This window comes from Scytonema hofmannii PCC 7110, assembly GCF_000346485.2.
Classification (GTDB): domain Bacteria; phylum Cyanobacteriota; class Cyanobacteriia; order Cyanobacteriales; family Nostocaceae; genus Scytonema; species Scytonema hofmannii.
The window spans coordinates 2,382,270-2,396,842 of record NZ_KQ976354.1; the positions used below are offsets into that span (position 1 = coordinate 2,382,270).

Sequence of the window (14,573 nt, forward strand, 5' to 3'; positions counted from 1 at the left end):
TCAAAAAATTCTTAATTTATGGAGTGGCGGCAATACATCCATTCCAACCCGAAAGTATTATCAGGTAAACCAAGTACGTGCAGTGATTTTTAAGTATAATTTAGGAGGTCAAGATGACGCTTCGCTATGAAGTTATTCTATATTGGAGCCAGGAAGACCAAGCATTTATTGCGGACGTCCCAGAATTACCAGGTTGTGCAGCTGATGGTTCTACGTATCAACAAGCACTGGAAAATGTAGAAATTATCATGCAGGAGTGGATTGAGACAGCCAAGGAACTAGGTCGTCCAATTCCAGAACCAAAGCAGCACATAATGTCCGCTTAATTACTCAAGTGACAACTACGAATTAAGGACGTTCTGTTACCGTTGTGCGTGCATAGGTAGTAAGTTCCGTCCATCATCAAAGCTGTCCCTTAGTCAAATCAAACGCTGTCTCAATTGCCTCTTGTGTAAAAACTTATCCTGTATCTTCGGTATGTTGTTTGTCTAATGTTTAATATATTCACTCACAAAGATTTAATTAGACATCCTACCTATATTATTGGTTTTGATTTGCTTCCTGGAGAAGGTTCGGAAACTCCTATTTTTGGTTTGGCTACCCACTCAGAAATCAAAGATGTTAATGATTGGTCGTGGAGGGGTTTTTGTAAAACCCAATATGCTAGCAATCCCAAATATGGAGGTTTGGAGAATTTTCTCAAGTGTCATTTATTGATTGTGAAAATGCTCGACGCGGCTTGTGAGTTAGGAATTACTTGTGATGTTAGCGATGAAGCCGGTTACTGGGAGAACCGAAATATAGAAGCACTTACCTCAATCATTGGCCAACATAATGTTTTAATAGCGGCTTTGACAGGTAAAATCAGAGATGATTTAGCTGTTATGGGTAATATTCCTACTCTGTCTCCTATTTTTGATTATCCTAATTTTGAGTATTTGGAAGCTGAGGGGAGGCAGAAACAAGATTAGTAGTTCGAGAAGTCTATTCCCTTACCAAACCACAGTATCTCCCAAAATACTGGGTTTCTCTAGGTAATTTCTGAGAAAGATTTTACCTCTGTAGGGGCGCAAGGCATTGCGCCCCTACGACAGGTTACCGATTCCCCGGTAATTAATTTTCTGGAAATCACCTTATTTCACAAATGATTTAGGATTCCTATAGAAGCAATTTACGGTGATGGAATTGGCTTGTATGTCGCTAACAGAAGAAATTCTCTCGCAACTACCAGGTAATGTTTTATTGGGGCTACGTCAAAGCGATCGCATCTTAGCATCCATAAGAGAAGGCGATACACCAATACCAATGGTAGTCAAGGAAACAACCGAGCCTTTAGGTACGGTAGATTGGGACGTTGTGATTTGCGGTGGAACCTTAGGCATTTTAATTGGCTGCGCCTTAGCTTTAAAAGGAGTGCGAGTGGCGCTCATAGAACGGAGAATGTTGCGAGGTAGAGAACAAGAATGGAACATTTCCCGCAAAGAATTACAAGTTTTTTTAGAATTAAATTTACTGACAACAGAAGAATTAGAGAAAGCGATCGCAACAATTTACAACCCTGCTAGAGTCGGCTTCCATAACGGTACAGAAGTTTGGGTAGAGGATGTTTTAAATATCGGCGTAGATCCAGTTTACCTCTTAGAAACCTTAAAACAGAGATTTTTAGCCTCTGGTGGAAAGTTATTTGAGAACACACCATTTACAGAAGCCGTCGTTCATCCCGACGGAGTCAGAGTCAATAACCAGTTCACAACCAGGTTGCTTCTTGACGCTATGGGACATCTTTCCCCCATTGTGCAACAAGCACGAGCAGGAAAAAAACCAGATGCACTGTGTTTGGTGGTGGGAAGTTGCGCTCGAGGTTTTCCGGAAAATCACACGGGGGATTTGTTGTTATCTTTCACACCCTTACACAATCAATGCCAGTACTTTTGGGAAGCTTTCCCAGCAAAAGATGGTAGAACTACTTACCTGTTTACTTACATGGATACACATCCACAACGCATGGGTTTGGAAGCACTTTTTGAGGATTATCTGCGCTTAATGCCAGAATATCAAGGCGTGGAGTTAAACCAGTTGACATTTCAAAGAGCACTGTTTGGCTTTTTCCCCTCCTACCGTCAAAGTCCTTTAAAAACACCTTGGAATCGCATACTACCAGTCGGAGATAGCAGTGGTAGCCAGTCTCCCTTGAGTTTTGGGGGTTTTGGTGCAATGGTACGTCACCTAGAGCGTCTGACACTTGGCATTCATGAAGCACTCCAAACCAATCAATTATCTGCCAACGCACTCTCAATTCTGCAACCCTACCAACCCAGTTTAGCTGTGACTTGGCTTTTCCAAAGAGCCATGAGTGTGGGAGTGAATCAAAAAATTGACCCCAATCAAATTAACCAACTACTGTCTGCAGTCTTTCAACAAATGGAACAGTTAGGCGAACCAGTTCTCAAACCATTTTTGCAAGATGTGGTGCAGTTTCCCGCACTGACACAAACCCTCATCAAAACTGGTGTGACACATCCCGGATTAGTCGCCAAGGTGATTCCACAAGTTGGATTGGGAACTTTACTCAATTGGATGGTACATTACGGAAATTTAGGGGTTTATGCTGCTTTGTTTTTGCTAAGTGAAATGTTACAACCGTGGATGAAAACTTTGCCCCATGTTTCCAAATACTATTGGCATCGCTTAGCTGAGGGTTGGAAGTATGGTTCTGGCAAGGATTATTTTTGAATTGGTTAGTGGTTAGTGGATAGTGGTTAGTTGTTAGTAGCCATTAATAAGTAACCAACAACCAACAAATAACAACTAACAACTAACAACCAACAACATGATAGAGCGAGAATCCCAAGGCATAAAATACTTTGCAGTACTCATTGGCTTGTTGCGAGAACGACAAGCATTTCTAGAAGATATTCGTCAAGGAGTCAGATTACCAAATAAAATTATATCTTTGCTTGTTTGTAGTTCCCTGTTCCTTGCCATCTATGGTGGAATCATTGGTGCTTATCATAGTTGGATGCAAGCTTTGTCCTCTGCTATTAAACTACCAGCCCTCTATTTAATAACACTACTGATTTGTTTGCCTACACTTTTCTTTTCTAACATTATTTTTGGTTCAAAGCGCACTTTCAGTCAGCATTTTGCTTTAGTCCTAACAGCAGTTTCTGTAACGAGCGTACTATTATTTAGTTTTGCGCCTATCACACTGTTCTTTTTAATTACAACAAATAATTATCAATTTCTAATTCTGTTAAATGTTATTATCTTTGCTTTAACAGGATTTATTGGAATTTCTTCTTTATATCAAGCAACAAGTGTAGTTTTAGAACAAGACGGCGAGGGGAGCACTACCCGTAAAAAAATTATACGTTCTTGGTTATTTCTTTATGCTTTTGTTGGTAGTCAGTTAGGATGGACTCTCAGACCCTTCTTTGGTACACCTGATTCTACTTTTCAATTATTTAGAGAGAGGGAAGGCAATTTTTATCTAAGCATTCTCCAATCAGTTAGTTATTTGTTGGGGTTTCGTTAAATGAACCGCAGATGAACGCAGATACACGCAGATTATTTTTAGAGAATTATCCGCGTCCATCCGCGTTCATCTGCGGTTAAATAATCAAAATCTAAGAGACTTTATGATTCAAAAACAATTTCAAGGCGTACAACACTTTTCTGTCCTTCTTAGCTTACTGCGCGATCGCCAAGCTTTTCTAGAAGAAATCCGACAAGAAGTCAGACTGCAAAGCAAAATCAGTTCCCTGCTGGTTTCAAGTTCCATATTTTTTGCTACCTACGGCGTAATTATTGGTGCATCTCACAGTTGGGCGCAGGCAATTTCTGGGGGTATCAAACTACCCGCGTTTTATTTACTGACTCTCATCATTTGTTTTCCAACTTTATTCTTTTTTAATGTACTCTTTGGTTCCCGTAGCAGCTTTATACAGCATTTCGTTGTTCTGTTAACAGCTGTATCGGTTATAAGCGTACTTTTATTTAGTTTTGCACCAGTGACGCTGTTCTTTTTAATCACAGCCCCTGACTCATATCAATTTTTTAAAATTTTAAATGTTTTAATTTTTGGGATCACGGGTTCTTTTGGCGTCAAATTTCTTTACGAGGGGATGCAATTACTTTCACAACAAGATGAGGTAGGTAAAAAAACCCGTACAACTATACTGCGATCGTGGTTGTTTCTGTATGCGTTTGTGGGAATGCAGTTGGGATGGTTTCTCAGACCATTTTTTGGTGCGCCCGATTCTAAATTTGAGTTATTCCGAGCGGTACAAGGTAACTTCTATCTTGATATTGTCTCAGCGCTTTCAGAAATTTTTGGCGCACGTTGAGTCAGTCTGTATAATCATTACGATTGCAGGTCAAGTACTAGTTACTACTCAATAATTTCGTCATATTGATTGGTATCGTCTTCCTGCAATTGTTTCATTTCCACTAAAACATCTGCCAAAGTTTTTTGCTCTAGCCATTGATGACGTTCTTTGGTATAATCCCCCTTACCTAGACTAAAATATTGAATAAATCGAATGGTATCAGCAACTCCCAGAGAATTGATTAAGGCGTCGTAGCCTTGTTTAATGATTTCATTTTGAGTTTTCATCATTGCTTTCCTCAGCTTGTACTACTTCTGCGAGCCATTGAACGGGATTATTAATCTTTACGTTAATTAATTGATAATTTTTTTGGGCTTTTCTGAACAGTCTGTCATCTGTTGTGAGAAATACATCAGCCTGACTTCTTTCAGCGCTAGCGATATGAGTTGCATCATAACTGGAGATCACATAGTGCTTGTTTGTCAGTCTAATCAAGTATTTATACTATACTACGCTTCTGATTTCAGTGTTTACACCCTCTATACCATTTGATACTCAGGATTAGATGTTTGTGTATTACATTGTTAGATGCATAGCAGTGTCTCAAAAACCATGAATAGACAATCCGGCTACTACAGGTTTCCAACGATTCACGATACCAATGTCGTTTTTGTGTGTGAAGATGACCTTTGGAGTGTTCCACTTAAGGGCGGGTATGCTGTACGATTAACTTCGAATCTGGGAGCAGTCTCTCACCCTTGTTTTTCTCCTGATGGAACTTTACTGGCTTTTATCGGACGAGAAGAAGGTCATTCAGAAGTTTACACGATGCCTGCTGATGGTGGTATTGCCAAACGACTGACATTTTTGGGAGCAGCAACAGCCGTTGTTGGTTGGAGTTTCGATGGCAAGTCTATTCTTTTTTCCAGTAATGCAGCACAACCTTTTCGGCGAATACACAATCTTTACCGTATTGACTCAGAGGGAGGAATGCCAGAACGCCTTCCTGTAGGATTGGCTCATCACATTTCCTATGGAACGAATGGTGGGGTTGTCTTAGGTAAAAACACGAGTGACTTAGCTTACTGGAAACGCTACCGAGGTGGAAGAACTGGAGTCTTTTGGATCGATCCATCATCCAAGGGAACGTTCCAAAAACTCATCGATTTACCGGGAAACATCAGTGTTCCCATGTGGGTGGGGGCGCGTATTTACTTTATTTCTGACCATGAGGGGATTGGAAACCTTTATTCCTGTACTCCTGTTGGAGAAGACTTAAAACAACATACCTACAGTCGGGAATACTATGTGCGTAATGCAACTACAGATGGCAAACGAATTGTGTATCATGCAGGTGCAGAACTCTTTTGCTTCGATCCAACTTTAGAGGAAAATTATCAAATTGAAGTTGACTTCCACAGCCCTCAAGTTCAGAGACATCGCAAGTTTGTGGATGCTGCACACTATTTGGAAGAATATAACTTACATCCAGAAGGACACTCTACTCTAATTACCTGTCGGGGTAAAAGTTTCTGGTTTGGGAACTGGGAAGGTGCTGTGACTCAAATTGGGCTTCCAGATGGAGTGCGTTATCGTTTAACTCGTTGGTTGAACGATCGCAAACGATTTGTTACTATCTCTGACAATAGAGGAATAGAAGCACTTGAAATTCACAGCCCAAGTCCGAATGCACAACCAGAACGTTTGGATGGACTGGATTTAGGTCAAGCTGTTGCAATGGATGTTTCACCAGTGGAGGATTTGGTAGTTCTATCTAACCATCGGCTCGAATTGATTTTGGTAAATTTAAATACTAAAGAAAGTCGTATAATTGACCGCAGCAACCACAATCGGATGAGCGGACTCTCTTGGTCTCCAGATGGTAAGTGGGTTGCCTACAGCTTTTCAATCAAGTCAAAAGTATCGATAATTAAACTATATTCTGTTGAAGATGGTAGTACTCATTGCTTGACAGAACCTTGTTTTTGGGATTTTAGCCCTTCTTTCGATCCAGAAGGCAAATTCCTTTATTTTCTTTCCTACCGAGAATTCAATCCGGTTTACGATAGCCTCTACTTTGACTTAGGTTTTCCCCGTGCAGTACGTCCATTCCTCATTTCTCTAAAAAAAGATACACCATCACCGTTTGTACCTGTTCCCAAACCACTGACAAAGCAGTCCCAAAATTCAACGGAAAAATCATCTGGTGAAAATAGCGATCGCGAAGAAAATGGAGAAGCAAAAAGTGCTCTGACATCTGAGAATAAAAAAATTCCTAAAATTGAAATAGATTTTGATGGTATAACCCAGAGAGTTGTTGCTTTTCCAATCCCAGAAGGGAGTTACAAAAAAATTTGGGGTTTAAAAGGAAAAGTCTTGTTTAGTTCTTTTCCAATTCAAGGAAGCTTGGATAATGAAGATGACTGGCTCCATCAAAAAGATGACAAAGCATTGCTGCTTGTTTACGATTTTGACAAACAAAAACAAGACACTGTCGCTAAAGAGATAAGTAGTTTCAAAGTTGCTAGAGATAACGAAACTGTCATCTATCGTTCTAAAAATCGATTGCGTCTCTGTACAGCTACTCCTCAAACCAATAATAAGATAGAAGATGAACCAGGGAGAAAAACTGGATGGCTTGACTTAAAACGAGTGCGAATTTCTGTAGTTCCCACTCAAGAATTTCAGCAAATGATGCGAGAAGCGTGGCGGTTGCAAAAAGAGCATTTTTGGGTAGAAAATATGTCTGGTGTGGATTGGGAAAGAGTTTGGCAACGCTATCGCCCTCTGTTAGATAGGGTTTCTAGTCGTTCTGAATTTTCAGATTTAATCTGGGAAATGCAAGGAGAACTGGGGACATCCCACGCTTATGAAATAGGTGGTGATTACCGGAAGTCTCCCTTTTATCGATTAGGATTTTTGGGTGCAGATTTTTCTTACGATGCTAGTGCAGACGCTTATCGGGTAGCACACATTGTTCGTGGTGACTCCTGGGATGAAAAAGCAGATTCTCCCTTGAATCGTCTCGGTACTAATGTTGAAGTTGGCGATTTACTGTTAGCAGTGAATGGACAACGAGTCAGTCGCGATCGTCCTTTGCAAGAAATGTTAGTTCATCAAGCCGAATGTGAGGTTTCTCTAACTTTTGCAGGTTCTTCTTCTGCTGAGGAGTATCGCACTATTACTGTAAAAGCTCTAAAAGACGAGAGCAAAGCCCGCTATCGGGAGTGGGTTGAGCACAACCGTCAAATAGTTCATGAAAAAACAGAGCATCGGGTTGGCTATGTCCACGTACCGGATATGGGACCGAGAGGTTATGCTGAGTTTCACCGCTATTATTCTATGGAAGCACAGTATGAGGGGTTAATTGTTGATGTGCGATATAACTCTGGAGGACACGTATCGCAACTTTTATTAGAGAAGTTGTCACGCAAGCAGATTGGCTACAAAGTACCCCGTTGGAATCAGCCGCAACCATATCCATATGATTCTGTTGCAGGACCAATTGTGGCGATCGCAAACGAATACTCTGCATCAGATGGAGATATTTTCAGTCATAGCTTTAAATTAATGAAGTTGGGGACTTTAGTTGGTAAGCGAACTTGGGGTGGAGTGATTGGTTTGCGATCGCGTCATTTTTTAGTAGACGGTAGTATTTTGACGCAACCAGAAAATTCTTCTTGGTTTACAGATGTTGGTTGGAAAGTAGAGAATTATGGCACAGATCCAGATATTGAAGTGGAAATTACTCCCCAGGATTGGGTACAGGGTAAAGACTCTCAGTTGGATCGCGCCTTGGAACTTATTTTGGAACAGTTGGCACAAAATCCTGTCAGAGTACCTGATTTTGGCGATCGTCCTCAATTGCGGTTACCAGATTGAGCGCAGACTGATTTGATTGAATTTTTTGTAAACAGTAACTTGGATTATATGTGTATGTGTAGGAGTAAATATGGCATCTAGAATCAATCTTAATGAGCCATTTTTAGAACAAATACAGAGACAAGCTATTCGGGAGACGCTAGATTTACCATTAGAACTATCACCAGCAAAGAGCAACTTTGAGGAAATGTTGAGAGTTGTTCGAGATGCGATTTGTAAAGAGTTGGCTGATGCTAAGTATGATGAGAGTGAACTCCTTGGTCTTCGACTCGAATATAGATTAATCCCAAAAGAAAGCGATCGATCGGAGGAAATTTATTCCGTAGAGTGGTGTCAGCCATTTCAAGGTACAGGTTCTAGAAATAAGAATTTGATGAGCGCAACAACTACAGTTGAAACTGCTAATATCGGTGAAGAAAACCCAAAGAATTCCGAAGATGTGTCGAGCCGAAAGCTTCCAGTATCAGTAGATTTTTTAGAAACGCTAGCTCAACGTTTTGATGAAGCAGTGGTAAACCTCGTTCCTGGAAGTACAGGTAGTGCGATATCTTGGAGTTTCAGGTCTGCTCCTATCGAATTTCTGGGTCGTTCATGTACCTGTGTGGGAAGTAATGGTAAGAGATATGAGAGATTACCAGATGGCACATGCTCTGATTATATGTGTGAAATCCGCATTGACAGACCTAAAGAGGTCTAGCTTGCTGACACAGTATTCAACATAGGGGTAAACAACCCGGTTTCTCTCTGTTACAAAAGTTGATCTCTCGTAGAATCAACTTAAAGAAACCGGGTTTTTGAGATTAATGATATTACCTAAGCAGAGAAATAACTGACTGGATTTCTTGCTGAAATTGAGGTTGAGCTTTAGCTAGATTCTTTAAAACAAAAAGCACCTCATTTTTTGCTGTTTGATTTTGACTTAAAGATTTTCTAAGATATTGATATATTTCTTTTGCAGCTTTGGTATCACCCGCCTGCTGTTGAGCAATTCCTAAATAACTGAGCCACTCGTAATTATTCGGTTCGCGTTGACAAGCAAATTTTAAATCTTCAACAGCTTTTTTAGTATTATTCTGATTCAAATATAAGAGAGATCTACTAACACGAGCTATTAACCCTTTTTTGGTTTCCGGAGCAATTGCAAGTAATTGACTATAAACTCGAATTGCCTCATCAAGATTACCTAGCTGCTCTTGAAGAATAGCTTCTTCAATAAAAGCTTGGAAAATACTAGAGTCTATTGTTGCGGATTTTCTAAATAAATTTGCACTATCAATACAATCTTGAAGATATTTTTTTAAACAATTTCCTTCCACAGGAAGGTGTAAGTAACCAAGAAATAAGTATGCAAGTCCTAACGTTTTTCTAACATATTGAATCTTCAAGTTTGGTTCTGATAATTCAGTTAAGATAACCGATGTTTTTAAAATTTCACGTGCTTTTAGATTTTGTTTTTCTAATCTTGAATAAATTTCACTTAATGCAAAAGTTATCATTAGAGAAATCATCTTAGGTAAATCTTTTACATTCTCGAATGTTTGGGTATCAGTCATAGAAATAGATACAGTAGTTAAGTATACAACTTCAATTTTTAGCGTAGTTACTTGTATCTCAAGTTCTACTGGACTTTGTCGCCCCCAAACAATAATTGCTGCTCCTAATTTATTTCCTAAAACTTTCGCTTCATTCTTGTTTGATACACTTTCTTTAACAGGACAAACTACAACATTTAGTTGTTCTTGCTTGCTCAGTCGATCCAGTACTTGATCTTGAACAAAGGGAATAACTTGATCTAAAGTGTTATCAATACCGTTTAATCTAGTAATTACCACAATGAGTTTGTTTTCTTTTGTGGCTAATTCAAAGCAATTTTGTTGTGTATTGTCAAATTTATCACGAAGTGTTACTAAGAAATTTATCAGTGTGACAAACGCTAATGCAAGCAAGAGGCTCACAGCAATCAATCTGTAGATTTGTATTTTATTTGACAGATGTTGAATACTGTGGTCGGACTTGTTTCTAACATCATTTTTACCTGTTGTTTGAGTAGAATTAGTAGTCATAGATTGAGGTAATTCTTCAGAGATATCAGCAATTTTCCCTAATTTCTGGGTAGTTTCCTCAATGGATTGCCATGAAATTTTCTTTTCTAGAATAGGAATTTTTCCTTCAGAAAAACTCTCTAGCTTAATAGCAACTAAACCTTCATCAAATGCTCTTTGAAATATATCTTTATTATCTAAATCTTTGTAACCTAATGCATCATAAAATCCTCGACTAAATGCGATCGCAGCATTATCTCCTATTGCTTGATTCATACCGATCGCATAATAAATGTGTTCGCTAATTGCCTTAGCAAGATTAGCTGAGTAGCATATATTAAGTAGCACACAATTCACGTACTCAGTATGCAACTTAAACAGCGCTGCTAGCCCTTCTGGTTGCACAGGTTTGTTGTTTCCTTCATCATCCTCCAACACCAAACTGCCATCTGGCATACCATGTCCACAAAAATGGACAATTTGAGGGTGTGTTTCTGCAATCGCTCTGCGAATATCTTGAGGGCGTACAGCCGTTCTGATGCTAACTTCAAACAGATCTCTTCTAATGGCACGATAAATAGCGTCCTGAATTTCCCTAATTTCTCGATCTAGGCGCAGACCGTGAGGAATAGCTGTTAAAATCAGGATTTTTTGCTGCTGAGTTCGTTGTTGCGTCACTAATGTCAAATGATAAAAGAAAGTTTTTAACTAATTCTATCAATAGTGTTGTCGCAAATAACTGTGCGGATATGGTGATAAATAAACCAAGTGTGCGCCCACAGCCTCAATTGCTTCTTGAATTCCTGCAACTTTATGAGAGCTAAAATTATCCATCACTACACAGGCTCCTTCGCTGCATACTAGTAACCAAGACTTGTTCAACAAAAGTTTGAAATTCGCATTCATATTTTTAGCCCCAATACTTCAGCAAGGCACCCTGCATATCCTGAGTCTTGTATCAATCACTTCTACTGGATCGGCGCTCTAGATGGTATTTTTATGAAATGTTGGGTTTCGTTCCTCAACCCAACCTACCGATCTTCTTCTCTTTCTTCGTGCTCTTTGCGTCTTTGCGGTTCATTCTTCCCTCTCTAGCCAGAAATGAGAGATGAATCCAAAATCCAAAATCTAAAATCCAAAATTACCAAGTTGCGACAACTCGAAAACCGCAAATCCTCAGCCCACCATCTGGTTCATTCCAACTGCGGCTAGCGCTGCGACACAGTTCGGGGCTAAAACTCCAAGAACCACCCCGCAAGACTCGGCGATTCTCATCTCCACCAACTTCCCAAGCAGTTCCATCTATCGGTGCGCCTTCATAATTTTTGTGCCAAGCGTCAGCACACCATTCCCAAACAAGCCCGTGCATATCGTACAATCCGAAGGCATTTGCTACTTGAAAACTACCTACCACTGTTGTTTCTTTGCGCGATTTGGTTGTGAGTTTGGAGGCGTCAGAATCACTAGCGCTACAGTTTGCCACCTCAGCTGTGAGCGTTTCACCAAAGTGGTAGGGGGTGATTGTTCCAGCACGACAAGCATATTCCCACTCAGATTCACTGGGTAAACGATACAACCGTCCTGTTTTTTCAGTCAGTCTGGTACAGAATTCGATCGCTTCATGCCAAGAAACATTTTCCACAGGTCGATTTGCCCCTTTGAATTTGGATGGGTTGGGATTTAAAGATTGTTTGACTTTTGGCAAAGCTGCTACAGCTTTCCAATGTGCTTGAGTGACGGGAAACTTACCCATAAAAAAAGGTTTGATATTAACTTCGTGTTGGGGGCGTTCGTCACTATCTCCCTCGTTCTCTGGTGAACCCATGATAAAATTGCCACCAGGAATTGCCACCATATGCATGATAATTTCTTGACCTAAATCTTCTGTGTAAAACTTTGAGCTTCTGCGATCGCTTTTAATCTTATTTCCTTCCCGATCAACTGTGACCACATCAAATTGAAACGTTTGTAGTTCGGAAAATTCTGAAAAATCTTTTAATTCGGAGGTTACCATTGTTAATTGCTTCTCTTGAAGCGATGATTGTACTAATTGTGGCGCTCCCAAAATTGATTGTGTAACAGTTACTTTGAGAGCCTTCAACTCTTGCAGAACTTCTGTAGCAGATTGATATCTATCCCTTGCCAAATGACTCAGTAATTTATCTAAAATTTGCCCTAATTCATCACTAATAGTAATATCTGTATTCTGTAAATGCTCTCGCCACAACCATATTCCATTCAAGGGATCGTAAAGAGTATCATCTATCTGTCCGCAAGCATCTTGTACGGGTAAGCACTGAGTTAGAAGTCGCACGCAAGTGACTCCTAAAGAGTACAAATCGCTAGCGTGACAAGCAAAACCAGCCATTTGTTCGCTAGGTGCGTAACCAATTGTATAAAGTACTGTTGCTTGTCTCGATAGGCTAGTTTGGGTAACCTGTTTTGCACCACCAAAGTCAATTAATACGAGTCTCCTATCCGATTGTCGGCGGATGATATTCTCTGGTTTGATATCCCGATGGATGACGTTACGTTCGTGAATAAATTCAAGAACTGGTAGTAGATCCGCTAACAGTTCTCGAATTTGTTCTTCACCAAAAGGTTGTTGCTGAAGTTCTTGTAAGAGAGTTTTCCCTTGGATAAATTCTTGTACGAGATACAAACTAGACCCTTGTTCAAAGTAAGCCAGCAATCTAGGAATTTGGATGTGATTTTCTCCAAGTTCGTACAGTCGTTTCGCTTCTTGCTTGAACAATTCTGCAGCTTTAGTACGTTCCGAAGTCCCCTGTACCTGTGGGAAGAACTGCTTGATGACGCAAGGTGCATCAAGTCTATCCGCATCTTCAGTAGCATAGGTTCTGCTAAACCCGCCTTCGCCTAGCAGTCTTAATACACGGTAGCGGTTCCTGAGGAAGTTGCCAAAGTTGCTTTGTCCGCAACTGTTGCAAAATCTGTTGCCATCAGGATTGAAGGGATTTGAGCAATGAGGATTTTGGCAAATTTGCATAGTGAGCCATGTATCGCATATTGTCTGGAATTGGCTCTTACTGAGCGAGGTTGAAGACAGATGTGTATCTCTGCATACAGAAGTTTTCCACCTGTTCTCACTTTCCACTTTGGTAGATACAGATAAAGAAAATTCTCTGTCTTTGTTTATATACGGTTAAAAATTTATAAATCAGGAATTTATCAATATTCAGTAAATAAGTCAGTTGTCATTTGTCACTTGTCATTGGTATGGATTTTAGATATATTTACATTTTATATTTGAAGTCTGTTGATTTGCACTTACCTAAGTTAAGATGCAAATGCAATCTCACAAATTTCTGTTATATCAATAATAATCTGCTCAAAAAATTTTAACAGTTAATACTGAACATTTAACACCTAACCAGTGACCAGTGACCAGTGACCAGTGACCAGTGACCACTAACCACTAATTGACGAAATTTATTTTCTATGGCTAGAAGCGCGAATTAATTCGGCTACCAATGCAATAAAAGCAGAAACGACAATCAAAATTACACTGAGAGCATTTATATCTGGTTTAACTCCCGTTCTAATACGACTAAATATTTCTATTGGTAGAGTGTTGGAACCGCTACCTGCAGTAAAGCTAGCGATGAGAAAATCATCTAAACTCAGGATAAAAGCGAGCAAGCAACCAGCAATAATACCTGGCATTAACTGGGGTAATAAGACTTTTATAAAGGCTTGTACGGGTGTTGCACCTAAGTCGAGTGCTGCTTCTTCTAAATGGGGATCTAGGTTGGTAAGTCGAGATGACACAACAAGACTAATATAGGCAAGACAAAACACCACATGAGCTGCCACAATTGTCCATATATTGAGGGGAATCGCAAATGCAGCAAGGAAGACTAAAGTGGCAACTGCGATCGCAATATCAGGGATAATCAAAGGCAGGTAAGAAATCCCACGATAGAGAGTTTTTCCAGGAAACCGATAACGTCCCAAACCCACTGCCATCAAAGTTCCTAATATAGCAGAAATACCTACAGCACTAAATGCAACTATCAAACTGTTTTGTAAAGCTGACAAAATACGCTCATCATTGAAAAGTCTGTTATACCAATCCAACGTGAAACCTTGCCAAGTTGCACTGTAGGGAGATTGGTTGAAGCTATAGAAAGCTAGTACCAGTATAGGAAGGTACATAAAAACGAACATAAACAATGAGAAAACCGCCTGCCATGAGACGACACGCGGCTTTTTACGGGATGGAGTTATATTCACGTTTGTTATTTAAATTGATATTTCTTACTTATGGCACAGTAAGATAACAAATTTAACTTTTGTTGTC

The 14,573-nt window shown here is 39.8% G+C and carries 12 protein-coding genes and 1 pseudogene; 7 read left to right on the forward strand and 6 right to left on the reverse strand.

All coding sequences use genetic code 11. The annotated features are described in order from the left end of the window. Positions 1–113: 113 nt before the first annotated feature. From WA1_RS10225 to WA1_RS10245, 5 genes are all read left to right on the forward strand, one after another. Positions 114–326: a type II toxin-antitoxin system HicB family antitoxin gene (locus WA1_RS10225; protein WP_017743908.1), complete on the forward strand. Its 213-nt coding sequence runs from the start codon at positions 114–116 to the stop codon at positions 324–326. A 165-nt stretch (positions 327–491) separates the two neighbouring features. Then, a complete protein-coding gene (locus tag WA1_RS10230) occupies positions 492–971 on the forward strand; it encodes a hypothetical protein (protein WP_017743909.1) in 480 nt (159 codons plus the stop codon). Between the two features lie 223 nt (positions 972–1,194). Beyond that, a complete protein-coding gene (locus tag WA1_RS10235; protein ID WP_026134706.1) occupies positions 1,195–2,733 on the forward strand; it encodes an FAD-dependent oxidoreductase in 1,539 nt (512 codons plus the stop codon). Positions 2,734–2,830: 97 nt separating this feature from the next. Then, a complete protein-coding gene (locus tag WA1_RS10240; RefSeq protein ID WP_017743911.1) occupies positions 2,831–3,535 on the forward strand; it encodes a hypothetical protein in 705 nt (234 codons plus the stop codon). Between the two features lie 103 nt (positions 3,536–3,638). Next, positions 3,639–4,346, forward strand: coding sequence for a hypothetical protein (locus tag WA1_RS10245; protein WP_017743912.1), 708 nt, complete (start codon positions 3,639–3,641; stop codon positions 4,344–4,346). 44 nt (positions 4,347–4,390) lie between these two features. On the opposite strand, the gene WA1_RS10250 is transcribed toward WA1_RS10245, so the two are convergent. Both WA1_RS10250 and WA1_RS10255 read right to left on the reverse strand, forming a co-directional pair. Beyond that, a complete protein-coding gene (locus tag WA1_RS10250) occupies positions 4,391–4,615 on the reverse strand; it encodes a hypothetical protein (protein WP_017743913.1) in 225 nt (74 codons plus the stop codon). Continuing rightward, positions 4,599–4,796 carry a PIN domain-containing protein gene (locus tag WA1_RS10255; protein WP_017743914.1) on the reverse strand — a complete coding sequence of 66 codons (198 nt, stop codon included), beginning with the start codon at positions 4,794–4,796 and terminating at the stop codon, positions 4,599–4,601. The genes WA1_RS10250 and WA1_RS10255 overlap by 17 nt, the downstream gene beginning before the upstream one ends. A 144-nt stretch (positions 4,797–4,940) precedes the next feature. Between WA1_RS10255 and WA1_RS10260 the strand changes: the two genes are divergently transcribed. Continuing rightward, positions 4,941–8,210: a S41 family peptidase gene (locus WA1_RS10260; RefSeq protein WP_017743915.1), complete on the forward strand. Its 3,270-nt coding sequence runs from the start codon at positions 4,941–4,943 to the stop codon at positions 8,208–8,210. Positions 8,211–8,280: 70 nt separating this feature from the next. Continuing rightward, positions 8,281–8,907 carry a hypothetical protein gene (locus WA1_RS10265; protein ID WP_017743916.1) on the forward strand — a complete coding sequence of 209 codons (627 nt, stop codon included), beginning with the start codon at positions 8,281–8,283 and terminating at the stop codon, positions 8,905–8,907. A gap of 112 nt (positions 8,908–9,019) precedes the next feature. On the opposite strand, the gene WA1_RS58615 is transcribed toward WA1_RS10265, so the two are convergent. From WA1_RS58615 to WA1_RS10285, 4 genes and pseudogenes are all read right to left on the reverse strand, one after another. Further along, positions 9,020–10,930 (reverse strand): tetratricopeptide repeat protein, encoded by a 1,911-nt coding sequence (locus WA1_RS58615; RefSeq protein ID WP_017743917.1) that lies wholly within the window; start codon positions 10,928–10,930, stop codon positions 9,020–9,022. Positions 10,931–10,999: 69 nt separating this feature from the next. After that, positions 11,000–11,101, reverse strand: a pseudogene (locus WA1_RS61645) (IS630 family transposase); the annotation flags it as partial. Positions 11,102–11,393: 292 nt separating this feature from the next. Further along, complete coding sequence (locus WA1_RS10280) at positions 11,394–13,259, reverse strand: bifunctional serine/threonine-protein kinase/formylglycine-generating enzyme family protein (protein ID WP_017743919.1); 1,866 nt, start codon at positions 13,257–13,259, stop codon at positions 11,394–11,396. A 443-nt stretch (positions 13,260–13,702) separates the two neighbouring features. Next, positions 13,703–14,440, reverse strand: a complete 738-nt coding sequence (locus WA1_RS10285) for an ABC transporter permease (RefSeq protein ID WP_336389800.1) — start codon at positions 14,438–14,440, stop codon at positions 13,703–13,705. Between the last annotated feature and the right edge of the window lie 133 nt (positions 14,441–14,573).

Bases quoted from the DNA above. Each gene is read 5' to 3' on its own strand.
- WA1_RS10225 (WP_017743908.1), top strand. From the start codon at position 114: ATGACGCTTCGCTATGAAGTTATTCTATATTGGAGCCAGGAAGACCAA.
- WA1_RS10230 (WP_017743909.1), top strand. From the start codon at position 492: ATGTTTAATATATTCACTCACAAAGATTTAATTAGACATCCTACCTAT.
- WA1_RS10235 (WP_026134706.1), top strand. From the start codon at position 1,195: ATGTCGCTAACAGAAGAAATTCTCTCGCAACTACCAGGTAATGTTTTA.
- WA1_RS10240 (WP_017743911.1), top strand. From the start codon at position 2,831: ATGATAGAGCGAGAATCCCAAGGCATAAAATACTTTGCAGTACTCATT.
- WA1_RS10245 (WP_017743912.1), top strand. From the start codon at position 3,639: ATGATTCAAAAACAATTTCAAGGCGTACAACACTTTTCTGTCCTTCTT.
- WA1_RS10250 (WP_017743913.1), bottom strand. From the start codon at position 4,615: ATGAAAACTCAAAATGAAATCATTAAACAAGGCTACGACGCCTTAATC.
- WA1_RS10260 (WP_017743915.1), top strand. From the start codon at position 4,941: ATGAATAGACAATCCGGCTACTACAGGTTTCCAACGATTCACGATACC.
- WA1_RS10265 (WP_017743916.1), top strand. From the start codon at position 8,281: ATGGCATCTAGAATCAATCTTAATGAGCCATTTTTAGAACAAATACAG.
- WA1_RS10280 (WP_017743919.1), bottom strand. From the start codon at position 13,259: ATGCAAATTTGCCAAAATCCTCATTGCTCAAATCCCTTCAATCCTGAT.
- WA1_RS10285 (WP_336389800.1), bottom strand. From the start codon at position 14,440: ATGTTCGTTTTTATGTACCTTCCTATACTGGTACTAGCTTTCTATAGC.